This window comes from Phenylobacterium conjunctum, from assembly GCF_042679085.1.
GTDB classification, from domain to species: domain Bacteria; phylum Pseudomonadota; class Alphaproteobacteria; order Caulobacterales; family Caulobacteraceae; genus Phenylobacterium; species Phenylobacterium conjunctum.
On record NZ_JBHTLQ010000042.1, the window covers coordinates 1 to 24,573 of the forward strand.

Below are 24,573 nucleotides of genomic sequence, written 5' to 3' on the forward strand. Positions count from 1 at the left end.
TCCTCCGTCGCCCGCCAGGCCCGCGTCGCCCTGGCCGACGAGGTCGGCGAGGCGCTCAGCGCGCGGATGGCCCTGATCCTGATCGGCGAGCGGCCCGGCCTGTCCTCGCCGGACAGCCTCGGCGCCTACCTGACCTTCGCCCCCCGGCGCGGCCGCACCGACGCCGAGCGCAACTGCGTCTCCAACATCCGCCCCCAGGGCCTCAGCTACGACGAGGCCGCCTTCAAGATCGCCTGGCTGATCGGTGAGGCCCACCGCCTCGCCCTGACCGGCGTCGCCCTGAAGGACGAAAGCGACCTGGTCCGCCTTGCGCCTGGCGGCCCCGCGGCCCAGATCGGCGACCTCGGAATTTGACGAGCTAACCGCTTGTTTATCATAGAAGTGGGATCAGTACCGGGCCTGGAGTCGCCCCATGGTCGGTCTCGTCCCGACACGTAACACCGCCGAAGTCGACCTCGTAGCCCGGCTGCACGAGCTGTCGCGCACCGGCACGCACTCGCGGATGCTGCTGGATCGCGAAGGGCGGATCGTCTGGGTCAACAACGGCTTCGAGCGGATGACCGGCCTGAGCGCCGCCCAGGCCTGCGGCCAGACCCCGCCCCAGCTTCTGCAACCCCCGAACGCCGACGCCTGCGCGCGCACCGACTTCACCGCGCGCATTGTTGAGGGTCAGGCCTTCCGCCTGGAAATTGAGATTCGCGGTCCTGACGGCGCCTCGACCTGGGGCGACCTGCATGTCCGGCCGTTGCACGGCGAGGATGGCGGCGTCGAGGGCTTCACCGGCCTTCTGATCGAGAGTTCCGAGACCCATCGCCTGCAGGAACAGCTCAAGGCGGCGGCCACGTCCCTGTCCTCCGCCGCTGAACTCGCCCGCCTGGGCGGCTGGGAGGTTGATCTCCGCCGCAATGAGGTCCGGCTCAGCCTCGAGCTCAATGCGATCCTGGGGCGCCCGCGCCTGGTGGAGCCCATCGACGGCGCCCTGAACCTCTATGTCGAGGACGAGCGCGAGCGGGTGGGCGGCCTGATCGGCGCGGCGATCGCCACCGGCGAGCGCCTGGAGTTCGAGGCCAAGGCGCTCACCGGCGACGGCCAGGAAATCTGGCTGCGGGTCATCGGCCAGCCGGAAATGGTCGGCGGGCGTTGCGTGGCGGTGCGCGGCGCCAGCCAGGACATCACCGGCCTGGTGCAGGCCAACGCCGACCTCAAGGCCTCAGAGCGCTTCGCCCGGGGCGTATTCGACGGCATCAGCGCCTTCATCATGGTCATCGACGCCGACGGAGTGATCGTCGAGGCCAACAAGGCGTTCCGGACCGCGGCGGCGGACCTGGCCAAGGTGGACGCCTACCCCATGCGCCGGAACCTGTTCTCGATCCTGTCGACCCTGCCCGGCCGCCATGGCGCCGCCCTGACCAAGGGCATCCGCGCAGTCCTGGCCGGCGAGCGGCCGAACTTCAGCCGGGCCTACACCTCCAGCAGCGGGGAATGGTTCCGTTGCACGGCCTCGCGTTTCGACGGCGACGGCCCCGTGCGCTGCGTGGTCATCACCCAGACCATCGAGGACCTGAAGCGCCAGGAACGGCGCCTGATGGAGATGAACCAGCGGCTGAAACGCGCCCGCGACGAAGCCAACTCGGCCAGCGCGGCCAAGTCCGCCTTCCTGGCCACCATGAGCCACGAGATCCGTACGCCCTTGAACGGCGTGTTGGGCATGGCCCAGGCCATGGCCCGCGATGAACTCTCTCCGGCCCAGCGAGAACGGCTGGGGGTCGTACGTCAGGCCGGCGAGACCCTGCTGACCCTCCTGAACGACCTGCTGGATCTCTCGCGCATCGAATCGGGCCGGCTGGAGTTGGAGGACGGTGTCCTCGACATCCGCCGGTTCGTCGCCGGGGCGCAGGCGACCTTCACGACGCTGGCGGCCGACAAGGATGTCTCCCTGACCATCGAGGTGGCGCCGGAGGCCGAGGGTCAGTGGCGGGGCGACCCGACCCGCGTGCGCCAGATCCTCTACAATCTGGTCTCCAACGCCGTGAAGTTCACCGCCCGCGGATCGGTCCAGGTGCGGGTGCGCCGCGAGGAGCCGCACCTGATCCTGGAGGTGGCCGACACCGGCCCCGGCATCCCCAGCGATCGCATGGGCCTGCTGTTCGAGAAGTTCGTGCAGGTCGACACCTCGACCACGCGGCGCTATGGCGGCTCCGGGTTGGGATTGTCCATCTGCCGGGAGCTGACCGAAATGATGGGCGGAGACATCGAGGCGCAGAGCCAGGAGGGCGTGGGCTCGGTGTTCACCGTCCGCCTGCCCCTGGAGCGTGCGCCGGACAGCCTGCTGGCCAGTCAGGCTCTGGCGGACGACGCGACGCTCTCAGCGGCTCCGGCCGGGCTGCGCATCCTGGCGGCCGAAGACAATCCGATGAACCAGCTGGTCCTCAAGACCCTGCTCGCCCAGCTGGACCTGGAGGTCACCTGCGTCGCCGACGGCCGCCAGGCGGTGGAGGCCTGGGCCTCGGACGCCTGGGACGCCGTGCTCATGGATGTCCAGATGCCGGTGATGGACGGGCCAGACGCCACCCGCGAGATCCGTCGGCTGGAACGCGAGACCGGGCGCGCGCGCACCCCGATCATCGCCCTGACCGCCAACGCCATGGCGCACCATCACGAGGAATACCTGTCGGCGGGCATGGACGTCCTGGTGCCCAAGCCTCTGCAGCTCGAGCGGCTGCTCATCGCCATCCAGCAGGTCCTGGAGGACGAAGAGGCGACGGCCTGAGCCCTTCCCAATCTGACGGAACCCGCCAGATCGGATCGGAAGGGCTCAAGTTCAAAGGCTAAGAGCATTTTTCGATCCGATAACCGTTTCACACTTATCGGAAAATGCTCTCCGCCGCCTTCAAGGTCGGGTCAGGGTTTCTTGACCGCCTGGACCTCGATCTCCGCCAGCATGCCCGGCGCCACCAGGGCCGCCACCTGGGCCGTCACCCGCGCCGGCTTGTTGGGCTGTTCCTTGGTGCCGAAGAACTGGGTGTAGCCTTCCATCATCCCGGCGAAGTCCATCTTGCCGCCGTTGGCAGGATCGCCGACCAGATAGACCCGCATCATCACCACGTCGCCCATGGTCAGGCCCTGGGCCGTCAGGATGTCCTGGATCTTCTTCATGATCCCGATGGTCTGAGTCTTGGTGTCGCCGAACTCCGGCGCGGTTCCGGCCGGGGCGCCGGCGTTCAGGACCGGCGGGGTCTGACCCGAGACATAGACCGTCGTATAGCCCGGCGGCACCACGGTGGCCGACGCGATGGCCGCGGTGGGCGCGCCCACATGGACCACCTGGGCGGCGGCGGGCGCCGCGGCGGCCATCAGGGGCAGAAGGGCGGCCAGAACAAGTTTGCGCATCGGGGTCTCCATCAGGGCTTCGCGCCGCGCTCTCGGCGGCTTTGGATCTCGTCGTCGACTATGAGCCCACACGCGGCGACGCCGCGAAAGAGGCTGGCTGTGATGGAGCCCGGCCGGGCGCTGGGGGCAAGCGCGCTTGGCTCAAGCCCCCGCCGGAGGCCCCAGATGCTTGACCGGCAAGCGCTTTGATTAGGCGCCGGGCGCCCCGGGCGCCTGGGAATTGACCCATTTTCTCCAACGCGCACCGCCCCCTCACAATGGTTGAACATGCTCAGCCAGCGGACGAAGTGATCAAGTTTCGGGCGCCACAAGCCGAAATATTCATCAAATATTGATTGAACAGCTCCCGGTCACCATCCCCAAACTGAGAGTATCACGCCCCTGTGATCGTCACGATCCGACGGCGTCCGCCCATTTCATGAGCACAGATAGCCCAATTGGACTCCTTTTCGGCGCCTCTGTCTCACTCAGGCTCAGCTGAATTGACACCCCTAAGGATTCGTGACGAGCCTTCATCTCAAGACGACGCATCCGTTTCAAATTCGCGTCGATCATAAGGCGCTCAAGCGTCGCAAATACGAGTCGGTGGGGAAACACACGGGTCGGGCTCTCAATTGAGAGTTACGAGATCGCGTGCTGATGCAAACTATTAGCAAATTTCATTTTGCGAGACCGGTCATATTCTGTCCGATGCGCGCTCCGCAAACGCTCAACACCAGCGAATACACGCAGATCAACAACAACGCTTCGAAAGACGCTGGCGCGATGTCCGCCGCCGGATCCGCCGGAGCCTTCGGATCACTCGCCCAACTCAAGGGCGGCTGAGCAAACGCGGCCGGTGGGGCCGCCAAGGAATGAGGGGCAATAAGTCATGACAAGAACACAGCGTATCGGCTGGCTGGCAGGGGTCTCCCTGGCCAGCCTGGTGGCCGCCGTAGCATCCAGCGCGTCGGCCGACGACGCCGCCGCCGCGGGCGTCGCGGTCGAGGAAGTCATCGTCACCGGCACGCGCCAGACCGGCCTGAAGGTCGAGGACAGCCCGGCGCCGGTGCAGGTGGTCGACACCCAGGCCCTGGCCCGGACCGGCCAGACCGATCTGCGCCTCGGCCTCGCCAATGTGGTGCCGTCCTTCAACGCCCAGGCCTTCGGCGGCGACACCGCCAACCTGACCCTGTCGGCCCGCCTGCGCGGCCTGTCGCCCAACCACGCCCTGGTGCTGATCAATGGCAAGCGCCGCCACACCACCTCGAACCTGGCCGTGCTGTCGGGCGCCTATCAGGGCGCAGCCGCCGCCGACCTGTCCTTCATCCCGACCGGCGCCGTGGGCCACATCGAAGTGCTGACCGACGGCGCGGCCGCCCAGTACGGCACCGACGCCATCGCCGGCGTGGTCAACATCATCCTGAAGAAGGACGGTGAGGGCGGCATGATCTCCGCCACCGGCGGCGAGTACATGGACGAAGGCGGCAAGACCGCCGACATGACCGTCAATATCGGGACCTCGCCCTTCGAGGGCAGCTACCTGAACCTGACGGCCCAGACCAAATACCACGGCTTCTCCAACCGCGGCCTGCCGGACCAGCGCGTCTACAACCCGGCCAGCCCGTCCTACTCGGCCGCCAACAACGCCGTCGAGAAGCTGATCCCCGGCTATCCGAACCTGAACCTGATCTCCGGCGACGCCGAGTATCGGGTGTCCAACTTCATGTACAATGCCGGCTTCGACCTGCCGGGCGGCTTCGAGCTCTACTCCTTCGGCTCCTACGGCCATAAGGACGCCTCGGCCTACGAGAACTACCGCCGCTACAACCGCGTCCAGGGCGTCCAGGGCGCGGCCGACCGTCCCTTCCCGCTGGGCTTCAGCCCGCGTGAGCGGATCATCGAGGACGACTACGCCGTCACCGCCGGCCTCAGCGGCGAGCTGGGCGGATGGGACGTCGACTTCTCGGCCACCTATGGCCTCGACGACATCGAGGTCCGCGTCGAGGACTCGGCCAACGCCAGCCTTTACCGCGACACCTCCACGGCCACGACCAAGGGCTTCACCCCGACCTCGTTCCACGCCGGGACCTGGACCTCGAGCCAGACCACCTACAACCTCGACGTCCGCAAGGGCTTCGAAGTCGGCATGGCCGAGCCGCTGAACGTCGCCCTGGGCGCCGAACAGCGCCACGAGACCTATGAGATCGGCGCCGGCGACCCCGCCTCGCGCTACAAGGAAGGCTCGCAGTCCTATCCGGGCTTCTCCCTGACCGACGCCGGCAAGCACAGCCGCGACAGCTGGGCGATCTACGCCGACCTGGCCGCCACCCCGGTGGAAGCCTGGGTCGTCGACGCCGCGGTGCGCTACGAGCACTTCAGCGACTTCGGCGAGACCACCGTCGCCAAGCTGACCAGCCGCTACGACTTCAACGACATGATCGCGGTCCGCGGCACCATCAGCACCGGCTTCCGGGCGCCGACCCTGGCCGAGGCCTACTATTCGGCCACCAACGTGTCGCCGACCTCGGCCTTCGTGCAGCTGGCCCCGAACTCCTCGGCCGCCCGCCTGCTGGGCATCGACAAGCTGAAGCCGGAAGAGTCCACCAACTACAGCTTCGGCATCGTGGCTCACCCGATCCCGAAGATGACCGCCACCCTGGACGTCTACCAGATCGAGCTTAAGGACCGGATCTTCGGCTCCAGCTCGCTGTTCGGCACCCGCGGCGGCGTCTCGGCCTCGCCGGCCGTGCTGGCGGCGATCATCGCCAACGGCAACGTCCTCGACTCCACGGTGACCAGCACCGGCATCAACATCTTCTCGAACGGCATCGACACCAAGTCCAAGGGCGTCGACCTGGTGGTCTCCTATCCGACCGACCTGGGCGACTACGGCCGCATCGACTGGAGCCTGGCGGCCAACTTCGGCTCGACCAAGGTCACCAAGGTCAAGAAGCCGCCGACCTCGCTGACCACGCCCAGCGTGCCGTTCCCGACCGGCCAGACCATGTTCTCGCAGGACGCCAAGTCCCTGCTGGAAACGGCCTCACCGAAGTACAAGGTCGGCCTCACCGCCCTCTACACCTTCAACGCCCTGACCATCAGCCTGACCGAGACCATGTTCGGCAAGGCCGAGGCCTTCAGCGATCCGGGCACCGGCCCGCTGCAGCTGGTCACCGTCAAGCCGTCCGCGATCACCGACCTTGAGGTCAGCTACAAGCTGCCGGGCGACGTGACCGTGGCCCTGGGCGCCAACAACCTGTTCAACAAGTATCCGGACAAGCTGTCGGCCACCTACCAGGCCGCCTGCATCGCCGGCGGTGGCGGCTGCGTCACCCAGTATCCGGGCTTCTCGCCCTACGGCATCAACGGCGGCTACTACTACGGCCGCCTGACCTGGGCCTTCTGAGTTCGACGCACCTTGGAGAGTTGGGGAGAGCCGGGCGCAAGCCCGGCTCTTTTCATGTCAGCGCCTTGCCCATGCGCTTCAATGGCACCGCCACGCCGGTCGAGGTGACGCTCTCGAAGGGCTCGATCACCGCATAGCCGCAGGCCTTGTAGAGCGGCTCGCCGGCCAGGGTCGCCGCCATCTCGCAGCGCCCGAACCCTTCGGCCCGAGCCGCGGCCTCGCAGGCGTCCAGGATCATCCGGCCCACCCCGCGGCGGGTGAAGTCGGGACTGGTGTACATGGCCCGGATCCGGGCGGCGTCGACCGCCGGGTCCAGCAGGGCCGCGTCCCGACCCTTGGAGTGATCGCCGCCGAACAGGGTCGCCCGCCGGCTCCAGCCGCCACAGCCGGCCAGCGCCCCATGCGCCTCCACCACGAAATAGGTCCGGTCCGCCACCAGCTGGGTGTCCAGCCCCATGACCTCATAGGACGCGGCGAGCTGGTCCGGCGTCAGAAAGCCGGCCTGCAACTCACCGATCGCCCGCCCCATCAGCGCCTTCAGGGCCGGCAGGTCGGCTTCGGTGGCCAGGCGGAGGGAGAGGTCGGTCACGGGCCATAAGCTCCAGGTTTGAAATCTGCACACACCACGCCGAAATACGCAGAAACCCTACGCACTCGCCGCAAGTCACCACGGATATGGTCCCACTCGGACGGATTCACACCAGAAATCCCGCCACCACACTTGGCCCTTCCCCAAGGATAGCCTAAGGATCGGGCATGGCTGGCGTCTTCGACCTGTTCAAGCTGGGCGTCGGCCCATCAAGCTCCCATACCATGGGGCCGATGACCGCGGGCCAGCGGTTCGTCGCCAAGCTGGCGGAGCTGGGCCTCGCTGAGGACACCCAGCGCGTCACTGTCACCCTGTACGGCTCCCTGGCCATGACCGGCCGAGGCCACCACACTGACCGCGCCGCGATCCAGGGCCTGGCGGGCTTTTCGCCGGCCACCATCGACCCCGACGCCGCCGAGGCCGCCCTGGCTGCGATCCGGGAGACGGGGCGGCTGGTGCTGGGCGGCACTGGCCCGGAGATCGCCTTCGACGAGGCGGCCGACATCCTGTGGCTGGGCCGCGAGCGCAAGCCTGAGCACCCCAACGCCCTGACCTTGAGCGCCTTCGACGCCGACGGCGCCCCGCTGGACGCGCGGACCTACTACTCGGTCGGCGGCGGCTTCGTGCTGGATGAGGCCGAGATCGTCGCCAACGCCGCCCCCGACCGCAGCGTCCCCGAACCCTTCCCCTTCGCCAACGCCGCCGAGCTTCTGGCCCAGACCGAGGCCGCCAGCGTCACCATCGCAGAGCTGATGCTGGCCAATGAGACCGCCGTCCGCTCCCAGGCCGAAGTGTTCGCCGGCCTCGACGCCATCTGGGCGGCGATGGAGGCCTGCGTCGAACGCGGCCTGCGCCAGGAGGGCTGCCTGCCCGGCGGCCTGAACGTGCGGCGCCGCGCCCGTCAGGTCTATCAGGAGTTGACCCAGCGGATGGAGCGCAACATCTCCGATCCCCTGGCCGCCCTGGACTGGGTGAACCTCTGGGCGCTGTCGGTGAACGAGGAGAACGCCGCCGGCGGCCGGGTGGTCACGGCCCCCACCAATGGCGCGGCCGGCCTGCTGCCCGCGGTGCTGCGCTACTACGACCGCTTCTATCGCGGCACGCCGGAGGGGCGCCGCACCTTCCTGCTGACCGCCGCCGCCATCGGCGCGCTCTACAAGAAGAACGCCTCGATCTCCGGCGCCGAGGTGGGCTGCCAGGGTGAGGTGGGCGTGGCCTGCTCCATGGCCGCCGCCGGGCTCACCGCCGCGCTGGGCGGGACCAACGCCCAGATCGAGAACGCCGCCGAGATCGCCATGGAGCACAATCTCGGCCTCACCTGCGATCCCATCGGCGGCCTGGTCCAGATCCCCTGCATCGAGCGCAACGCCATGGGCGCCGTGAAGGCCATCGACGCCTCGCGCCTGGCCCTGCTGGGCGACGGCCAGCACTCGGTCAGCCTCGACAAGGTCATCGCCACCATGAAACGCACCGGCGACGACATGAGCGAGATCTACAAGGAGACCTCGCTCGGCGGCCTCGCCGTCAACGTCGTGGAGTGCTGACCTAGCCCCGCGCCCGCTTGGCCAGGGCGTCGATGATTTCGACGATCTCGGTCGGCGAGTCCTCCTGCAGGAAGTGGCCGCCCTTGAGGATGGTGTGCGGCTGGCCCTTGGCGCCCGGCACGCGCTCCTGGAACACCTTGTCCCCGCCCTGGCTGACGGGATCGCCGTCGGAGAAGCAGGTCACCACGGGCTTCTCGAAAGCGCCCAGCACCTTCCAGGCCTCGATGTTTTCCGCCGCCTGGTCGTGCTGCGGCGTCACCGGCACCAGGGTCGGGAACTGGCGAGCGCCTTCCTTGTAGCTTTCGTCCGGGAAGGGCGCGTCATAGGCGGCCATCTCCTCGGCCGACAGCTCGCGGCCGGAGCCCATGTTCAGAAGCGCGCCCGTGGCGAAGATCGGGATGTTCTGGCTCATGTTCAGCCAGGCCGCAAAGCCGTCGGTCATGCCGGCCCCGGTGGGCATGCCGGTGTTGGCCACGGCGATGCCCGAGAACCGCTCGGGATAGGTCGTCGCCATCCGCAGGCCGATCAGCCCACCCCAGTCCTGGCAGAACATGACGATGTCGGTCAGGTCCAGGCCGGTGAGCCACTGGCCCGTCCAGTCCAGATGCCGGGCATAGGTGTAGTCGGTCCGCGCCGCCGGCTTGTCCGAACGGCCAAAGCCGATCAGGTCGGGCGCCACCACCCGGTGGCCGCGGGCGACCAGGCCCGGAATGATCTTGCGGTACAGATAGCTCCAGGAGGGCTCGCCGTGCATCAGCAGCACCGGCGGGGCCTCGCGGGGGCCCTCGTCCACATAGGCCAGGCGCAGCACCGTGCCGTCGGCGTCGGTCACCTCGCGGTAGTGGGGCGCGAAGGGCCAGTCGACCAGACCCTCAAACCGCTCGTCCGGCGTCCTCAAGACCTTCATGCCCGTCCTTCCGATTGACAAACGCCCGTGGGGCGACCTCTATTGGCAATATACGTGTCATTAGATGGCGGAATGTCAACCGCCCGACCGCACCGGAGGACGCGCGTGAGGACCTTTCGCAACATCCTGGCTGTCGTCCTCGTCCTGGGGATCGTGGCCGGCGGCGGCGCCTGGATGCTGCGCGGCAAGATCGCGACGACGATCTACCGCAAGGGCGCCGAGGAGGCCCTGTCCGCCAACCCCTTCGCCAAGCTCCCGGACGGCCTGCATGTGGCCCTCTGCGGCTCCGGCTCGCCCCTGCCCGACCCGCACCGGGCAGGCCCTTGCGTCGCTGTCATCGCGGGCCAGCGGATGTACGTGGTCGACATCGGCGACGGCGCCACCCGCAACCTGACCCTGATGGGCCTGAGCCCGGCCCAGGCCGACGCCCTGCTGCTCACCCACTATCACTCCGACCACATGGGCGGCCTGGGCGAGCTGATGCTGCAGCATTGGGCGGGCGGCGCGGCCACCGAGCCGCTGCCGGTCTATGGCCCGCAAGGCCTGGAAGAGGTGCTGAACGGCTTCCAGCTCGCCTACCAGCTCGACCGCGGCTATCGCATCGCCCACCACGGCCCCACCGTCGTCCCGCCGCAAGGGTTCGGCGGGACCGCCCATCCGTTCCAGGTCCAGGCCAACGGCGCCGACGTGGTGCTGGTGGATGATGGTGGCCTGAAGATCACCGCCTTCCCCGTGAACCACGAGCCGGTCTCGCCGGCCGTCGGCTACAAGTTCGCCTACAAGGGTCGCACCGTGGTGATCAGCGGCGACACCGCCCCCTCGCCCCGCGTCGAGGCCGAGGCCAAGGGCGCCGACCTGCTGGTCCACGAGGCCCTGTCCGAGCGCCTGGTCGCCCTCCAGCGCCAGGCGGCCCTGGCCGCCAACCGCGAGACCATCGCCAAGATCAGCCAGGACATCATCGGCTATCACACCACCCCCGAGCAGGCCGCCGACATCGCCCAGAAGGCCGGCGTCCGTTACCTGCTGCTGGATCACCTGGTCCCCGGCGTCCCGCTCAAGGGCCTGGAGGGTCCGTTCCTCGGCGACGCGCCCAAGCGCTTCAAGGGAACCCTGCGCCTGGGCCAGGACGGGGACTTCATCTCGATGCCCGCGGGCTCCGACGCCATCACCCGCACCAACCGCCTCGCCCGCTTCCGCTGACCTGAGACACCCCGATGACCGCTTCCATCGCCCTGACCGGCGCGCCCGGCTCGCCCTACACCCGCAAGATGCTGGCCGTGCTGCGCTACCGCCGCCTGGCCTATCGGTTCCTGCCCCGCACCCGCGAGGCCCTGGCCGGCCTGCCCCAGCCCAAGGTCTCCCTGCTGCCGACCTTCTTCCTGCCCGATGAGCGCGGCGAGCTGCAGGCGGTCACCGACTCCACCCCGCTGATCCGCCGCTTCGAGACCGAGCATCAGGGTCGCGAAGTCCTGCCCCGTGACCCGGCCCTGGCCTTCCTCGACGAGCTGATCGAGGACTACGCCGACGAATGGCTGACCAAGGCCATGTTCCACTATCGCTGGGCCTATCAGGACGACATCGACAAAGCCGCCGCCATCCTGCCCTGCTGGCAGGGCTTCTCGGTCCCGGACGAGGAACTGGCCGCTCGCGGCAAGATGTTCTCCGAGCGCCAGATCGGCCGGCTCTACGTGGTCGGCTCCAACGCCGTCACCGGACCAGTGATCGAGGCCAGCTATCGCCGCTTCCTCGAGGCCTTCGAGGAACACCTGCGCCACCATCCCTTCCTGATGGGCGGCCGCCCCGGCGCCTCCGACTTCGGCGTCTATGGACAGTTGACCCAGTTGGCGGCCTTCGATCCCACCCCCATGGCCCTCACCCTGAAGATCGCCCCGCGCGTCCATGCCTGGACCAGCGTCATCGAGGACCTGTCGGGTCTGGAGCCGGCTGACAGCGACTGGATCGCCGCCGACGCCTTGCCGTCCACACTCAAGACCCTGCTGGCCGAGATCGGCCGCACCTATGTCCCGGTCATGCTGGCCAACGCCCAGGCCCTGATGGCCGGCGCCCAGACGGTGGAGACCACCGTCGAGGGCCTGCCCTGGAGCCAGTCGCCCTTCCCCTACCAGGCCAAGTGTCTGCAGTGGCTGCGCGCCAGTCACGGCGCCTTGCCGGCGGACAGCCGCGCCCGGGTGGACGGCTGGTTGGCCGGAACCGGCTGCGACAGACTGTTCGCCTGATCGCGCGGGCTGGCGGAACCCGTCGCGCGCCGATAAGCAGAGGCCTGAACTTGTAACTCGAAGGTATCGCCTTGGCCCGAGCGGCGCGCGCGCAACAATCCCCCGACGAGCCCCCTGCCCAAGAAGAGCGGGACGGCCGGCGGCTGCGCTCCATCGACAGTCGGGCGCGGATCGTCAAGGCGATGCTGGCCCTCATCGAGGAGGGCGACATGGCCCCCGGCGCCGAGGCCGTCGCGGCCCGCGCCGAGGTCGGCCTGCGCACCGTGTTCCGGCACTTCAAGGACATGGAGAGCCTGTACCGCGAGATGTCGGACGTGATGGAGGCCGAGATCAGCGCCTTCTCCCGCACGCCCTTCAAGTCCACCGACTGGCGCGAAAAGCTGCAGGAGCTGGTGGAGCGGCGGGCCTTCGCCTTCGAGCGGATCACGCCCTTCAAGCGCGCCTCCGACATCCATCGCTACAAGTCCGCCTTCCTGGACGCCGACAACTCCCGGCTGGTCATTGCGCTGCGCAAGATCCTCCAGCGCGAGATGCCGCCGGAGGTCCTGCAGGATGCGCCCCTGCTGGAGGCCCTCGACCTGCTGCTCAGCTTCGAGAGCTGGTCGCGCCTGCGCCGGGAACAGGGCCTGTCGATCAAGAAGGCCCGTGAGGTCCTGTCCCTGGCGGTGGCCAAGGTCGCCAGCTAACCGGAGGCCGGTGATGAGCGAAGTCCGCTGCGTCGCCAAATGCGCTGACATCCTGGGCGAGGGGCCGGTCTGGTCCGCCGCCGAAGGTCGCCTCTACTGGTTCGACATCAAGGGCCGGCGTCTGAACTGGCTGGTCCATGCGACCGGCGCGACCGGCGGCTACGACCTGCCCTGGCGCGCCAGCGTCGCCGCGCCCCGCACGCACGGCGGGCTGATCCTGGCCACGGAGGCGGGGATTGCGACCCTGGACACCGCGACCGGGGCGACAGAGCTGGTCGTTCCCATGGAGCTCGGCCCCGGCTTCCGCTCCAACGACGGCAAGATCGACGCCCGCGGCAGGCTGTGGTGGTCCAGCATGGACGATGACGGCGGCAAGCGGACCGGCGTCCTGTTCCGCACCGATCCGGACCTCTCCACCCACCAGGTGCTGGACGACATCCACATCGCCAACACGGTCAGCGTCAGCGCCGACGGCCGGCTCATGTACCTGGCCGACTCGGCCCGCCAGGTGATCTGGACCTTCGCGATCTCCGACGACGGCCGGCTGTCCGACCGGCGCGTCTTCCTGGACATGAGCGGCCAGGCGGGCGCGCCGGACGGCTCGGCGATCGACGCCGAGGGCTTCCTCTGGAACGCCCAGTGGGGCGCCTGGCGGCTGGTGCGCTATGCGCCGGACGGCTCGGTCGACCGCACCATCCCGATGCCGGTCGAGCAGGCCTCGAGCTGCGCCTTTGGTGGGCCGGACCTCGCCACCCTCTATGTGACCAGCGCCGCCGAGGGCCTGTCGCCCAAGGCCAGAGCCGACCAGCCCCTGGCGGGCTCGCTGTTCGCCTTCGAGCCCGGCGTGCGCGGCCTCGCCCTTCCCGCCTTCGCCGGATGAGCCCCGACATGTCCGCCGTCTATCCCAGCCTCGCCGGGCGATCGGTCTTCATCACCGGCGGCGCCTCAGGCATCGGCGCGGCCCTGGTGGAAGCCTTCCACGCGCAAGGCTCCAGGGTCGGCTTCATCGACCGCGACGCCGAAGCCGGCCAGGCCCTGGCTGCGCGCCTGCCCGGCGCCTGGTTCGCCCCCTGCGACGTCACCGACGCCGCCGCGCTGGAGGCCGTCCTCGCCGCGGCAGCCTCGGCCCTCGGCCCCATCCAGGTGCTGGTCAACAACGTCGCCAATGACACCCGCCACGCCGCCGCCGAGACCGACGCCCAGGCCTGGCGCGCCCACCTGGCCGTCAATCTCGACCCCGCCTTCCTGGCCGCCCGCGCGGTCCAGCCGGGCATGAAGGCCGCGGGCGGCGGGGTGATCCTGAACCTGTCCTCGATCAACGCCCTGTTGGGTCCCGCCGGCATGCCCGCCTATGTGGCCGCCAAGGGCGCGGTGAACGCCCTCACCAAGGCGCTCGCCCGCGAGTGGGGACCCGACAACATCCGGGTCAACGCCATCTCCCCTGGTTGGGTGGTCACCGAGCGCCAACTGGCCCTGTGGCTGACGCCGGAGGCCGAGGCCGCCTGGATGGAGCAGGTGGCGCTGAAGGCCCGCATCCAGCCCAGCGACATCGCCGACCTCGCCCTGTTCCTGGCCTCCGACCAGGCCCGGAGAATCACCGGCCAGAACCACGTCATCGACGGCGGCAGGACGTGAGCCGGCTGCTGGCCTGCGACTGGGGCTCCACCAACCTGCGGGCCTGGGTGCTGGACGCGGGCGGCGCCATCCTGGCCCACCGAAGTTTCCCCCTGGGGGTGCAGAAGCTGGAGCCCGGCGAGGCCGCGCGCCGGTTCGCCGACGAAGTCCGCCCCGCCCTTGAGGCCCAGGATCTGCCCGCCCTGCTGTGCGGCGCGGTGGGCTCCAATATCGGCTGGATCACCGTCCCCTATGTGGACTGCCCAGCCGACCTGACCCAGGTGGCCGCCGGCCTTGTCCAGGCCGACGACAAGGTCTGGATCGCGCCCGGCCTGCGCTGCGACGGCCTGGACGGCGCCTGCGACGTGCTGCGCGGCGAGGAGACGCTCGCCCTGGGCTGGCTGGCCGCCGATCCCGCCCGCGCCAAGGGCCGCTGGCTGATCTGTCAGCCCGGCACCCACGGCAAGTGGCTGGTGGCGGAGGACGGCCGCATCACCCGCTTTCTCAGCGCCTTCACCGGCGAGCTCTACGCCGTGCTCAGCGCCCATTCGATCCTGAGGAGCAGCGGCCAGGGCCGCGACCTCGCCGTCTTCGACGAGGGCCTGACCGCGGCCGGCGACGGCGACGCCCTGCTGAACCGCCTCTATACCGCCCGCGCCCGGGTCGCCGGCCGCGGCGCCGACCAGGAGAGCACCGCCGACTATCTGTCCGGCCTGCTGATCGGGGCCGAGGTCGCCGCGACGCCCGCCCTGCTGGGACTTGCCGACGCACCCGTCCAACTGGTGGGCGACGCCGGCCTTTGCGAGCGCTATGAGCGGGCCCTGGTCCGCCGCGGCGTGACGGTCCATCGCCATGAGGGCGAACCGGCTGTCCGCGCCGGACTGCTGGCCCTGGCCAAGATGAGAGGCCTGTTGTGAATCTCGCCCAAGCCCTGTCCGCCTGCCCCCTGGTCGCCATCCTGCGCGGCATCCAGCCCGACGAGGCCGTGGCCCACGCCGAGGCCCTGTTCGAGGCCGGCGTGCGGGCCATCGAGGTGCCGCTCAACTCCCCCGACCCGCTGGCCAGTATCGCCCGCCTGGCCGCCGCCTTCTCCGACCGCGCCCTGATCGGGGCCGGCACAGTGCTGGCGCCGGGCCAGGTGGACGCGGTCGCCCAGGCCGGCGGCAAGCTGATCGTCTCGCCCGATACCGATGCGACGGTGATCGGCCGCACGGTCGAGCTGGGCCTGTGTTCCGCGCCCGGCTTCGCCACCGCCACCGAGGCCTTCGCCGCCATCGCCGCCGGCGCCCGCCACCTGAAGCTCTTCCCCGCCTCGACCTATGGCCCCGGCCATCTGAAGCAGTTGCGCGCCGTCCTGCCGGATGACGTCGCCGTCCTGGCCGTCGGCGGCGTCGGCCCCGACAACATGCTGGACTGGTGGCGCTGCGGGGCCGAGGGCTTCGGCCTGGGCTCCGAACTCTACAAGGCCGGCCAGGACCTGGCTCTGACCGCGGAGAAGGCCGCCCGCGCCGTGGCGGCCGCCAGAAACTTGCATGACGAGACTTAGGGCTCTCCGGTCTCTTGGAACCGGACGCCTCTTGCCCTAAAGGGCAAGCAGACCTCTGGAGCCGCCATGACCTACCGCGCCCCCCTGAAAAGCCTCGCCCTGGCCCTGAAGACCGCGGGCCACCCGGCCTTGATCGGCCAGGCCTTCACCGAGCTGGACGAGGACACGGTCACCGCCGTGCTGGAGGCCGCCGGCGCCTTCTGTGAAAGCGAGCTCGCCCCCCTGAACCGCGCGGGCGACCAGGTCGGCGCCACCTACGCCAATGGCAAGGTCACCGCCGCCCCCGGCTTCGCCGCCGCCTACAAGGCCTTCGCCGAGCAGGGCTGGAACTCCTTGTCGGCCGACCCTGAATTCGGCGGCCAGGGCCTGACCAAGGCCATGGAGCTGGCGGTCTTCGAGATGACCCACGCCGCCAACATGGCGTTCGGCCTGTGCCCCATGCTGACCCAGGGCGCCATCGAGGCCCTGACCCTGCACGGCACCGAACGCCAGAAGCGGCTGGTCCTGCCCAAGCTGGTCTCCGGCGAATGGACCGGCACCATGAACCTGACCGAGCCCCAGGCCGGCTCGGACCTGGCCGCCGTCACCACCCGCGCCGAGCCGGACGGCCAGGGCGGTTACAAGCTCTATGGCCAGAAGATCTTCATCACCTGGGGCGACCACGACGCCACCGACAACATCTGCCACCTGGTGCTGGCCCGCCTGCCCGACGCCCCTCCGGGCGTGAAGGGCATCAGCCTGTTTCTCGCCACCAAGCGGCTTGTGGACGACAACGGCGCCCTCGGCGCACCCAACGACCTGCGTCCCGGCTCCATTGAGCACAAGCTGGGCATCCACGGCTCGCCCACCTGCGTCATGCTGTTCGAAGGCGCCCAGGCCGAGCTGGTGGGCGAGGTGAACAACGGCATCGCCCACATGTTCGTCATGATGAACGCCGCCCGCCTGCAGGTCGGTGTCCAGGGCGTGGCCATCGCCGAGCGCGCCTACCAGCAGGCCCTGGCCTTCTCCCAGGAGCGCACCCAAGGCCGCGGCGCCTGGGGCCCCGGCATCTTCGGCCACCCCGACGTGCGCCGCATGCTGACCCTGATGAAGGCCAAGATCGAGGCGGCTCGGGCCATCTGCATCACCACCGGCGTGCTGGCCGATCTCGGCCGCCTGTCGGAAGATCCGGCTGAGCGCGCCATCGCCAAGGCCCGTCAGGAGCTGCTGACCCCCATCGCCAAGGCCTGGTCCACCGATATCGGCGTCGAGGTGGCCTCCCTGGGCGTGCAGGTGCACGGCGGCATGGGCTTCATCGAGGAGACCGGTGCGGCCCAACACTATCGCGACGCCCGCATCGCCCCGATCTACGAAGGCACCAACGGCATCCAGGCCATCGACCTGGCCGGTCGCAAGCTGTCCATGCAGGACGGCGGCGTCATGGACGCCCTGTGCGCCGAGATGAGCGAGTCGGTCGCCGACCTGAAGGCCCAGCCGGGTCTTGAGGCGGTGGGCGAGCGCCTGGCCGCCGGTGTCGCCGCCCTGGAGCGGGCCACCGACTGGATGTTGTCGCATAAGGGCCCAGAGGCCCTGTCGGGCGCCACCGCCTATCTGAAGCTGGCCGGCGACGTTATCGGCGGCTGGATGCTGGGCCGCCAAGCCCTGGCCGTGGCCGGCGAGACTGACGACTGGTCCCAGAGCCGCGCGGCCCTGGCCCGCGTCTTCGCCAGCCAGGTCCTGACGGGCGCCGAGGGCCTGGCGCAAAGCGTCATGGAAGGCGGCAAGGACCTGGAAGCCCTCAGCGCCGAGACCCTGGCGTCCTAACTCGCCAGAGCCTCGTCGCCGTCATCGGCGGTCAGGCGGGCGATTTCGCCCAGCAGGGCCGCCGCCGAGATCGGCTTGGCGACCACGCCGTTCATGCCAGCGGCCAGATAGGCCTCCTTCTGGTGGACCATGACATTGGCGGTCAGGCCGATGATCGGCGTGCCGGCAACCTCGCCGCCCAGGCCGCGGATGGCGCGGGTCGCCTCCACGCCGTCCATATGCGGCATCTGCACGTCCATCAGGATCAGGTCATAGGCGCCCTGGCGCGCCGCGCGGACCCCGCCGACGCCATCCTCGGCCTCGTCCACCTCGGCGCCCAGGCGGGTGAGCATGGTGCGCGCCACCAGCCGGTTGGTGGGATTGTCCTCCACCAGCAGCAGGCGGACCCCGGCCAGGACCCGGCCCTCGGCGTCAGGGGTTGAGACCGGCTCCGCCGCCGGCGCCACGACGTCCAGCCAGAAGACCGAGCCCTCGCCCGGCCGGCTCTTCACGCCGATATAGCCGCCCATCATCTCCACCAAGGCGCGGGTGATCGACAGACCAAGGCCAGTGCCGCCGAACCGCCGCGCCGTGGAGCTCTCGGCCTGGCGGAAGCGCTCGAACAGCCGCACCTGGGCCTCGGGCGCGATGCCGATCCCGGTGTCCTCCACCTCCAGCCGCACCTGTCGGTCGCCGCCGGCGGCGGGCGTCAGGGTCAGGCGGGCGGTGACGTGGCCGCGAGAGGTGAACTTGATGGCGTTGCCCAGCAGGTTGAACATCGCCTGGCGCAGCCGCAGGGGATCGGCCACGATCCACAGGTCGTCACCGAGGATCTCCGTGCGAAGCTCGAGCCCCTTGCCGCGCGCCTCCGGCTCCAGGAGCGCGATGACCGACTTCAGGCCATCGACCACGCTCATCGGCTCCGGCGCCAGCTCCAGCTGGCCGGCCTCGATCTTGGAGAAGTCCAGCACGTCGTTCAGCAGCTGGGACAGCATGCGGCCGCCATCGCTGGCCCGCCGCATCAGCTCGCGGCCCTCGGGCGAGACATCCTCGCCGTCCAGCAGTTGCAGGGCGCCCAGCACCCCGTTCATGGGGGTGCGGATCTCGTGACTGACATTGGCCAGGAAGTCGGCCTTGGCGCGGTTGGCGGCCTCCGCCTCAGCCTTGGCCTCCTGCAGGGCCTGGGCGACCTCCACCTGTTCGGTGATGTCGCGGCTGACGTGCACGGTCCCGACCGGAACGCCGTCCTCGAACAACAGCTTGGCGTGAATCTGCAGCCAGATCAGATGCCCGGCCGCGTGTCGGAAGCGCACCGTGAACACCTGCGGATGGGCGGGATCAGCGTTCATCCGCGCGACCGCCTCGTCCACGCTGCCCACCGATTCCGGCTCGACAAGCTCCTCCACCGCCCGGCCGAGCAGCGCTTCGGGGGCGTAGCCCAGCACTGTCTGGGCCGACGGCGACAGATAGATGTGCCGCCCCTCCATGTCGGTGCGCGCCACTAGGTCGGTCACATTGTCCGCCAGGATGCGGTACTGCTTCAGGCTCTCCTTGAGCTGGCGCTCGGTGACCTGGAACGACGGCGCACGGCTGGCGACGCCCAGCAGGAAGGTCAGGCCGATGGCGCAGGCCAAGCCCACCGGGAAGAGGGCGCCGGGCGTCTTCAGGCCCTCTTGGGTGACCATCAGCATCGCCCCGCCCAGGGGCGCGGCGCCGGCCAGCACGAACACCGCCGGCGAGCCATAGATCAGCAGGGCGCCCAGGCTGACCACCACCAGGCTGAGAATCACCGCCACCGCCTGGCCGGGCGCGCCGCCGATCAGCCAGAAGGCCAGGCCCAGGCTCAGCCAGACGAAATAGGTCCCGATCAGGCTGGAGGCCAGCAGGACCCGCATCACGGGTCGCCCCCTCGGCCCGGCTCGCGCCGGGGCGGAGCTGATCGCGAACGCGCCCTCGACCGCCAGCCCGATCGCTAGCCAGGCCAAGCAAAGGGGCCAGGGCACGATCAGCAGCCCGACCAGGGTGGCCAGGGGGTAGAGCAACAGCCGCGGCCCGGTGACTGTGCGCACCAGCCGGCTCGCCTCATCCAGGCGTTCGCCGAAGGTCACCCTGGCGGTAATGGCGTCTGTCAGGCGCTCAGGCCCCATGGAGTCCTCTCGGCGGAACAAGCCGACCTCATGCACCCAACAGCCTATGCGCTTCGCTAACCCTTGGGTGCGTCAAAAGTGCGCGCCCACCCCGGACTGGGGAGCCGCTAGGCCGCCGCCAGGGCCGGGTGATCGTGCAGGCGGACGTCGAGTCCGGCGCCCATCAGGTCGATGAAGTTGTCGCGATAGAACCGGCGCTTCGCCGCCTCGCTCACCCCCTCCAGCGCCTCATTGAACCGCTTGAGCGGATTTCGGCCGCCCTCGACATGCGGAAAGTCCGAGGAGAATAGGCACATCTCCTCGCCGGAATTGGCGATGATCCAGGCGGTATCCTCATGCGGATAGGGCGTGACCCGGAATTGCCGACGCAGGATCTCGCTGGGCCTGGCGGAGAGGTTGCGCAGGCGCTCCTCCTTGCCGAAGGCCGCCGCGCCGGAGTCCATGAACCGCATCAGGCTGGGCAGCCACGAGGCGCCCAGCTCGATCGCCCCCCACTTCAGCCGCGGGAAGCGGTCGAACACCCCGTCGATCACCAGCACGGACAGGGTCTGCCAGATCGAGACCGGAATGGTCATGAAGCTGGTCGAGGTGAAATTCTCCGCCCCGCCGTGGAAGTCGAGCACCCGGGGCTGGCCGGTTTCGAAATAGGCCGGGTGCATCTTCTCCTCCCCGCCCACGTGGAACAGGATCGGAAGGCCCGCTTCCTGCGCCATCGCCCAGAGCGGATCCAGCGCCACATGGCTGGGCGAATGACCCGGCGGATGGCGCGACGGCACGACAAGGCCTTTGCAGCCCAACTCGATGGCCTCGCGGGCGATCCGGGGCGCGTCTTCGAAGTCGATCAGGGGCACATAGCCGGTGGCCAGCAGCCGTCGGTCCACCGAGCAGAAATCGGCCATCATCCGGTTGTGAGCCCGCGCGCCCTCCAGGGCGAGTTCGACCTCGCCACGCTCCTCCAGCCCGAAATTGCCCAGGGCGGCGGTGGTGAAGACCAGCTGGCTGGTGAAGCCCAACAGGTCCAGCGCGCGCGGCCGGTCCTGGTTCCGGAAGGCGCCGAGCGCCTGGTAGTTCTTGCGGGTGAGCAGGTTGGTCTCATCGCCCGCCCGGAACTCCGGATCGTCATGCAGGGCCTTGGCCTGCTCGGCCCAGGGGGTGAGTTCGCGGCTCAGGCCCACGGCCTGCGCGAACGCCTCTCGTCGCTTCGGATCCACATAGGCGTTGATGGCGCCGGGCAGCTCCATCACATGGGAATCCGCGTCGTGGATCGTCTGTCCCTCGACATAAGCCATGGTCGTCCTCCCGCATGTCGTCTTTTGCCGCCAGTTCGAACCCGTCTCGCCCCAGCGTCAAGGCGCAGGACTTCTTCACCCGCCCGGCGGCGCAGGTGGCGCAGGACCTGATCGGGGTGAGCATGACCGTGGACGGCGTCGGCGGGATCATTGTCGAGACCGAAGCCTATGACCGTGAGGATCCGGCCTCCCACGCCTTTGTCGGCCAGACGCCGCGCAACGCCGCCATGTTCGGCCCCGTCGGCCGAGCCTATGTCTACCGCTCCTACGGCATGCACTGGTGCCTGAACGTGGTCTGCGGCGACCAGCCGGGGGCCGCCGTGCTGATCCGCGCCCTGCAGCCGCTCCACGGTCTGGAGATCATGGCCGAGCGGCGCGGCCTCGCCGATGCCCGCGCCCTGTGCAGCGGGCCGGGCAAGCTGTGCCAGGCGCTGGCGGTGACCCGCGCGCATGACGGCCTGGATCTGGGAGGGGCGCCCTTCGCGCTCGGCGACCGGGCGGGCGGGGTCGAGATCGTCACCGGTCCCCGCATCGGCATCACCAAGGGCGTCGAAACGCCCTGGCGGTTCGGTCTTGCCGGCTCACGGTTCGTGAGCCGGCCGTTCCCGAAGTCTTAGAGCTGGGCCAGCATGTAGTCGGCCGCGGAGACCTTGAATTCGCCGGGCGCTTCCACGTTCAGCTCTTTCACCACGCCGTCGTCGACGACCATGGAGTAGCGCTGCGAACGCAGGCCCAGGCCGAACTTGGAGGCGTCCATTTCCAGGCCGAGGGCCTTGGTGAAGTCCCCGGCCGGGTCGGCGACCATCAGGATGGTGTCCATCACGCCCTGGTTCTCGCCCCAGGCCTTCATGACGAAAGCGTCGTTGACCGACAGGCAGACGATGGCGTCCACGCCCTTGGCCTTCATCTCGCCGGCGTGCTCCTTGAAGCCCGGGACGTGCTTGGCCGAGCAGGTCGGGGTGAAGGCGCCGGGGACGGCGAAGAAGGCGACTTTCTTGCCGGCGAAGATGTCGTCGGTGCTCATCGGCTTGGGGCCTTCGGCCGTGCCGGCGATCAGTTGGGCGGCGGGCAGTTTGTCTCCGACCTTGATGGTCATGGGCGTCTCTCCGGAAGTTGCTGATGGTGAGATAACAGCGCTGGACGAAGCTTCAACGCCCAAAGCGGCCCGTCGGCCTTGAAAGCACCGCATGCCGAGACAATTCTCTGGTGATGGACGAGCCAGCCTTCCTCACCGGCCAGTTGCTGATCGCCATGCCCGGCATCGGCGATCCCCGCTTCGAGCGCGCGCTGATCTATGTCTGCGCCCACGACCAGGAGCACGCCATGGGCCTGGCGGTGAACCGGCCGGTCGAGGGCCTGACCCTGCCAGACCTCCTGCGCCGACTGGACATCGCGACCGCCATCGAGGTCCCGGAACACCTGGTGCTGATGGGCGGGCCGGTCCAGCGCGAGCGCGGCTTTGTGCTGCACACCGACGACTACGCCTCGGCGGACGGGACAGTTCCGATTGTCGAGGGCATGGCGCTGACCGCCACCCGCGAGGCCCTGGAAGCCCTGGCCGGCCGCAAGGCCCAGCCGCCCCGCCGCGCAGTCCTGGCCCTGGGCTACGCCGGCTGGGGCGCCGGCCAGCTCGAACACGAGATCCGCGAGAATGTCTGGCTGACCGTCGAGCCTGACGAGGCCCTGCTGTTCGGCGATGACCACGCGCACAAATGGTCCCACGCCCTGGCCAAGCTGGGAATCGACCCCAGCTTCCTGACCACGACGGCCGGGCGGGCCTAGCCCCGCGCCTTCACCGGCGCCGCGCCGTCCACATAGCTTTCGTTGAGATAGACCTCGGCCTCCTGGGCCGAGAGGGCCGGCGCATAGCCGAAGCCCTGGCCGTAGTCGCAGCCCAGCGACAAGAGCTGGCGGGCCATGCCGGCGTTCTCGACGCCCTCGGCCACCACCTCCAGGGACAGGTCCTGGCCGAGCTTGACGACCGAGGAGACGATCTTGGCCGAGCCCTCATTCGTCGCCATGGTGCGCACGAAGTAGCGGTCGATCTTCAGGGTGTCGAAGGGCAGCCGCGTCAGGTAGCTCAGCGACGAGAAGCCGGTGCCGAAGTCGTCGAGGGCCAGGGCCGCGCCCGCGGCCCGCAGCTCGCCCAGGATCACCGCGGCCCGGTCGGGGTCGCGCATGACGTCGCCCTCGGTGACTTCCAGCTTCAGGGCGCCCGGCGGCAGGCCGGTCTCGTGGCGGATGCGCTTCACATCGGCCACCAGGTCCGGTCGGTCGATTTCGCCGGTCGACAGGTTCACCGCCACGGTCAGCTCGCCGGCCGCCCGGTGATTGCGCCGCCAGATGGCCAACTGCAGGGCCGCCTCGCGCATCATCATCGCGCCGACCTCGCTCATCAGCCCCATCTCTTCGCAGAGCGGCAGGAACTGGTCGGGGTTCAGCAGGCCCCGGCGCGGATGGCGCCAGCGGACCAGGGCCTCGAAGCCGGAAAGCGCTCCGGTCGAGAGCCGCACGATCGGCTGGTAGAAGGGCATCAGCTCGCCCCGGCCGATGGCGCCGCGCAGATCGCTTTCCATGGCCAGGCGCGACAGGCCGTCGCTCTCCATGGTCCGGCCATAGGCCGCGGCCCCGCCGCGCCCGCCGCTCTTGGCGGCCTCCACGGCCAGTTCCGCCCGGCGCAGCAGTTCGGCCGCCTCCGGCGCGTCAATGCCGCCTTGGGCCTCGACGGCGCCGATGGACAGGGTCGGATGGATGTCGAAGCCGGCGATCCGCAGGGGTTGTTCCAGGGCGCCGCGCAGGATGTCGGCGGCGCTCACCCGGCTGGCCGGAACCAGCACGGCGAACTCGTCCTCGCCCACCCGGGCCATCAGGGCCCCCGGCGGGAAGGCGGCGGCCAGGCGCGAGCCCAGGGCGGCCAGCACCAGGTCGGCGCGTTCATGGCCCAGCGCCTCGTTCAGGCGGCGCAGGCGGTCCAGGTCGGCCACCACCAGTTCATGCGCCCCGGGGCTCTGCAGCCGCTCGCGGGCGCGGGTGACGAAACTCTTGCGGTCCAGCAGGCCGGTCAGGGTGTCCTGGTCGGAGGCGGCGAACTTGGTCTCCGGCGCGATCACGCCGGCGGCGCGCACGCCCTCCTCCAGCCAGACCCCGCGCCAGATGCAGATGCCGGCCCCGCGCATGCGCAGGCGCACCGCGATCTCGCTGCCGGCGGGCTGGACGCGCAGGATGTCTTCGGCGAAGGCGCGGTCCTGCGGCATGGCCAGGGCGCGCATGGCGGCGGAAGAGCATTCGGGGGCGAGCGGTCCCAGGCCCAGGGCGCGCGAGGCCCCGGTAATGCGCAGCCGATCACGCTCCGGCTCCCAGAGCCAGAGAGCGACGTCCGCGGCCCCCAACGCCTCAAGCGTCGTGGTGGCGTCCCAGATCCAACGGTCGTTCGCCATCGCCTCGACTAATCCGA

Annotated in this window: 22 protein-coding genes; 15 read left to right on the forward strand and 7 right to left on the reverse strand. The window is 69.5% G+C overall.

What is annotated here, in order from left to right; all coding sequences use genetic code 11:
* Positions 1-354: ethanolamine ammonia-lyase light chain EutC (locus ACFQ27_RS15775; RefSeq protein ID WP_377354279.1), on the forward strand; the 354-nt coding region annotated here is incomplete at its 5' end.
* Between the two features lie 58 nt (positions 355-412).
* The gene (locus tag ACFQ27_RS15780) at positions 413-2,770 is read left to right on the forward strand and encodes an ATP-binding protein (RefSeq protein WP_377354280.1); all 2,358 of its coding nucleotides are present in this window, start codon (positions 413-415) and stop codon (positions 2,768-2,770) included.
* A gap of 131 nt (positions 2,771-2,901) precedes the next feature.
* On the opposite strand, the gene ACFQ27_RS15785 is transcribed toward ACFQ27_RS15780, so the two are convergent.
* Positions 2,902-3,390 (reverse strand): RidA family protein, encoded by a 489-nt coding sequence (locus tag ACFQ27_RS15785; protein ID WP_377354281.1) that lies wholly within the window; start codon positions 3,388-3,390, stop codon positions 2,902-2,904.
* 633 nt (positions 3,391-4,023) lie between these two features.
* Between ACFQ27_RS15785 and ACFQ27_RS15790 the strand changes: the two genes are divergently transcribed.
* Together ACFQ27_RS15790 and ACFQ27_RS15795 are read left to right on the forward strand one after the other, a co-directional pair.
* Positions 4,024-4,215: a hypothetical protein gene (locus tag ACFQ27_RS15790; protein ID WP_377354282.1), complete on the forward strand. Its 192-nt coding sequence runs from the start codon at positions 4,024-4,026 to the stop codon at positions 4,213-4,215.
* 46 nt (positions 4,216-4,261) lie between these two features.
* Positions 4,262-6,778 (forward strand): TonB-dependent receptor plug domain-containing protein, encoded by a 2,517-nt coding sequence (locus ACFQ27_RS15795; RefSeq protein WP_377354283.1) that lies wholly within the window; start codon positions 4,262-4,264, stop codon positions 6,776-6,778.
* A 52-nt stretch (positions 6,779-6,830) separates the two neighbouring features.
* Here ACFQ27_RS15795 and ACFQ27_RS15800 read toward each other — a convergent pair whose 3' ends face one another.
* Positions 6,831-7,307: a GNAT family N-acetyltransferase gene (locus ACFQ27_RS15800; protein ID WP_377354298.1), complete on the reverse strand. Its 477-nt coding sequence runs from the start codon at positions 7,305-7,307 to the stop codon at positions 6,831-6,833.
* A 227-nt stretch (positions 7,308-7,534) separates the two neighbouring features.
* Between ACFQ27_RS15800 and ACFQ27_RS15805 the strand changes: the two genes are divergently transcribed.
* Positions 7,535-8,911, forward strand: a complete 1,377-nt coding sequence (locus ACFQ27_RS15805; protein WP_377354284.1) for an L-serine ammonia-lyase — start codon at positions 7,535-7,537, stop codon at positions 8,909-8,911.
* 1 nt (position 8,912) lies between these two features.
* On the opposite strand, the gene ACFQ27_RS15810 is transcribed toward ACFQ27_RS15805, so the two are convergent.
* A complete protein-coding gene (locus tag ACFQ27_RS15810; protein ID WP_374342829.1) occupies positions 8,913-9,818 on the reverse strand; it encodes a haloalkane dehalogenase in 906 nt (301 codons plus the stop codon).
* Positions 9,819-9,923: 105 nt separating this feature from the next.
* Between ACFQ27_RS15810 and ACFQ27_RS15815 the strand changes: the two genes are divergently transcribed.
* The 8 genes from ACFQ27_RS15815 to ACFQ27_RS15850 all read left to right on the forward strand — a co-directional run bounded on the left by ACFQ27_RS15815 (position 9,924) and on the right by ACFQ27_RS15850 (position 17,704).
* The gene (locus ACFQ27_RS15815; RefSeq protein WP_377354285.1) at positions 9,924-11,018 is read left to right on the forward strand and encodes an MBL fold metallo-hydrolase; all 1,095 of its coding nucleotides are present in this window, start codon (positions 9,924-9,926) and stop codon (positions 11,016-11,018) included.
* 14 nt (positions 11,019-11,032) lie between these two features.
* Positions 11,033-12,055, forward strand: a complete 1,023-nt coding sequence (locus ACFQ27_RS15820) for a glutathione S-transferase C-terminal domain-containing protein (protein ID WP_377354286.1) — start codon at positions 11,033-11,035, stop codon at positions 12,053-12,055.
* A 71-nt stretch (positions 12,056-12,126) separates the two neighbouring features.
* The gene (locus ACFQ27_RS15825; RefSeq protein ID WP_374342835.1) at positions 12,127-12,741 is read left to right on the forward strand and encodes a TetR/AcrR family transcriptional regulator; all 615 of its coding nucleotides are present in this window, start codon (positions 12,127-12,129) and stop codon (positions 12,739-12,741) included.
* 13 nt (positions 12,742-12,754) lie between these two features.
* Positions 12,755-13,621 (forward strand): SMP-30/gluconolactonase/LRE family protein, encoded by an 867-nt coding sequence (locus ACFQ27_RS15830; protein ID WP_377354287.1) that lies wholly within the window; start codon positions 12,755-12,757, stop codon positions 13,619-13,621.
* Positions 13,622-13,629: 8 nt separating this feature from the next.
* Positions 13,630-14,376 carry an SDR family NAD(P)-dependent oxidoreductase gene (locus tag ACFQ27_RS15835; RefSeq protein WP_377354288.1) on the forward strand — a complete coding sequence of 249 codons (747 nt, stop codon included), beginning with the start codon at positions 13,630-13,632 and terminating at the stop codon, positions 14,374-14,376.
* The gene (locus ACFQ27_RS15840; RefSeq protein ID WP_377354289.1) at positions 14,373-15,272 is read left to right on the forward strand and encodes a 2-dehydro-3-deoxygalactonokinase; all 900 of its coding nucleotides are present in this window, start codon (positions 14,373-14,375) and stop codon (positions 15,270-15,272) included. The genes ACFQ27_RS15835 and ACFQ27_RS15840 overlap by 4 nt, the downstream gene beginning before the upstream one ends.
* Positions 15,269-15,901, forward strand: a complete 633-nt coding sequence (locus tag ACFQ27_RS15845) for a 2-dehydro-3-deoxy-6-phosphogalactonate aldolase (RefSeq protein WP_374342843.1) — start codon at positions 15,269-15,271, stop codon at positions 15,899-15,901. Before ACFQ27_RS15840 ends, ACFQ27_RS15845 begins: the two co-directional genes overlap by 4 nt.
* Before the next feature lie 66 nt (positions 15,902-15,967).
* Positions 15,968-17,704: an acyl-CoA dehydrogenase gene (locus ACFQ27_RS15850; RefSeq protein ID WP_377354290.1), complete on the forward strand. Its 1,737-nt coding sequence runs from the start codon at positions 15,968-15,970 to the stop codon at positions 17,702-17,704.
* Here ACFQ27_RS15850 and ACFQ27_RS15855 read toward each other — a convergent pair.
* Entirely contained in the window at positions 17,701-19,851 is a 2,151-nt protein-coding gene (locus ACFQ27_RS15855; protein WP_377354291.1) for a hybrid sensor histidine kinase/response regulator, read from the reverse strand. The two genes, ACFQ27_RS15850 and ACFQ27_RS15855, sit on opposite strands and share 4 nt — an antisense overlap.
* A gap of 86 nt (positions 19,852-19,937) precedes the next feature.
* Complete coding sequence (locus ACFQ27_RS15860) at positions 19,938-21,119, reverse strand: amidohydrolase family protein (protein ID WP_377354292.1); 1,182 nt, start codon at positions 21,117-21,119, stop codon at positions 19,938-19,940.
* A 14-nt stretch (positions 21,120-21,133) separates the two neighbouring features.
* On the opposite strand from ACFQ27_RS15860, the gene ACFQ27_RS15865 reads away from it, so the two are divergent.
* Positions 21,134-21,736: a DNA-3-methyladenine glycosylase gene (locus ACFQ27_RS15865; RefSeq protein WP_377354293.1), complete on the forward strand. Its 603-nt coding sequence runs from the start codon at positions 21,134-21,136 to the stop codon at positions 21,734-21,736.
* On the opposite strand, the gene ACFQ27_RS15870 is transcribed toward ACFQ27_RS15865, so the two are convergent.
* Positions 21,733-22,215 (reverse strand): peroxiredoxin, encoded by a 483-nt coding sequence (locus ACFQ27_RS15870; RefSeq protein ID WP_374342854.1) that lies wholly within the window; start codon positions 22,213-22,215, stop codon positions 21,733-21,735. The two genes, ACFQ27_RS15865 and ACFQ27_RS15870, sit on opposite strands and share 4 nt — an antisense overlap.
* Before the next feature lie 113 nt (positions 22,216-22,328).
* On the opposite strand from ACFQ27_RS15870, the gene ACFQ27_RS15875 reads away from it, so the two are divergent.
* A complete protein-coding gene (locus ACFQ27_RS15875) occupies positions 22,329-22,901 on the forward strand; it encodes a YqgE/AlgH family protein (protein ID WP_374342856.1) in 573 nt (190 codons plus the stop codon).
* On the opposite strand, the gene ACFQ27_RS15880 is transcribed toward ACFQ27_RS15875, so the two are convergent.
* The gene (locus ACFQ27_RS15880) at positions 22,898-24,556 is read right to left on the reverse strand and encodes a putative bifunctional diguanylate cyclase/phosphodiesterase (protein WP_374342858.1); all 1,659 of its coding nucleotides are present in this window, start codon (positions 24,554-24,556) and stop codon (positions 22,898-22,900) included. The two genes, ACFQ27_RS15875 and ACFQ27_RS15880, sit on opposite strands and share 4 nt — an antisense overlap.
* Positions 24,557-24,573 lie beyond the last annotated feature (17 nt).

What these genes read in the sequence shown, in the direction of transcription:
- ACFQ27_RS15780 (WP_377354280.1), top strand. Translation starts at nt 413, where the DNA reads ATGGTCGGTCTCGTCCCGACACGTAACACCGCCGAAGTCGACCTCGTA.
- ACFQ27_RS15785 (WP_377354281.1), bottom strand. Translation starts at nt 3,390, where the DNA reads ATGCGCAAACTTGTTCTGGCCGCCCTTCTGCCCCTGATGGCCGCCGCG.
- ACFQ27_RS15795 (WP_377354283.1), top strand. Translation starts at nt 4,262, where the DNA reads ATGACAAGAACACAGCGTATCGGCTGGCTGGCAGGGGTCTCCCTGGCC.
- ACFQ27_RS15800 (WP_377354298.1), bottom strand. Translation starts at nt 7,307, where the DNA reads ATGGGGCGGGCGATCGGTGAGTTGCAGGCCGGCTTTCTGACGCCGGAC.
- ACFQ27_RS15805 (WP_377354284.1), top strand. Translation starts at nt 7,535, where the DNA reads ATGGCTGGCGTCTTCGACCTGTTCAAGCTGGGCGTCGGCCCATCAAGC.
- ACFQ27_RS15810 (WP_374342829.1), bottom strand. Translation starts at nt 9,818, where the DNA reads ATGAAGGTCTTGAGGACGCCGGACGAGCGGTTTGAGGGTCTGGTCGAC.
- ACFQ27_RS15820 (WP_377354286.1), top strand. Translation starts at nt 11,033, where the DNA reads ATGACCGCTTCCATCGCCCTGACCGGCGCGCCCGGCTCGCCCTACACC.
- ACFQ27_RS15830 (WP_377354287.1), top strand. Translation starts at nt 12,755, where the DNA reads ATGAGCGAAGTCCGCTGCGTCGCCAAATGCGCTGACATCCTGGGCGAG.
- ACFQ27_RS15835 (WP_377354288.1), top strand. Translation starts at nt 13,630, where the DNA reads ATGTCCGCCGTCTATCCCAGCCTCGCCGGGCGATCGGTCTTCATCACC.
- ACFQ27_RS15850 (WP_377354290.1), top strand. Translation starts at nt 15,968, where the DNA reads ATGACCTACCGCGCCCCCCTGAAAAGCCTCGCCCTGGCCCTGAAGACC.
- ACFQ27_RS15860 (WP_377354292.1), bottom strand. Translation starts at nt 21,119, where the DNA reads ATGGCTTATGTCGAGGGACAGACGATCCACGACGCGGATTCCCATGTG.
- ACFQ27_RS15865 (WP_377354293.1), top strand. Translation starts at nt 21,134, where the DNA reads ATGTCGTCTTTTGCCGCCAGTTCGAACCCGTCTCGCCCCAGCGTCAAG.
- ACFQ27_RS15870 (WP_374342854.1), bottom strand. Translation starts at nt 22,215, where the DNA reads ATGACCATCAAGGTCGGAGACAAACTGCCCGCCGCCCAACTGATCGCC.
- ACFQ27_RS15875 (WP_374342856.1), top strand. Translation starts at nt 22,329, where the DNA reads ATGGACGAGCCAGCCTTCCTCACCGGCCAGTTGCTGATCGCCATGCCC.
- ACFQ27_RS15880 (WP_374342858.1), bottom strand. Translation starts at nt 24,556, where the DNA reads ATGGCGAACGACCGTTGGATCTGGGACGCCACCACGACGCTTGAGGCG.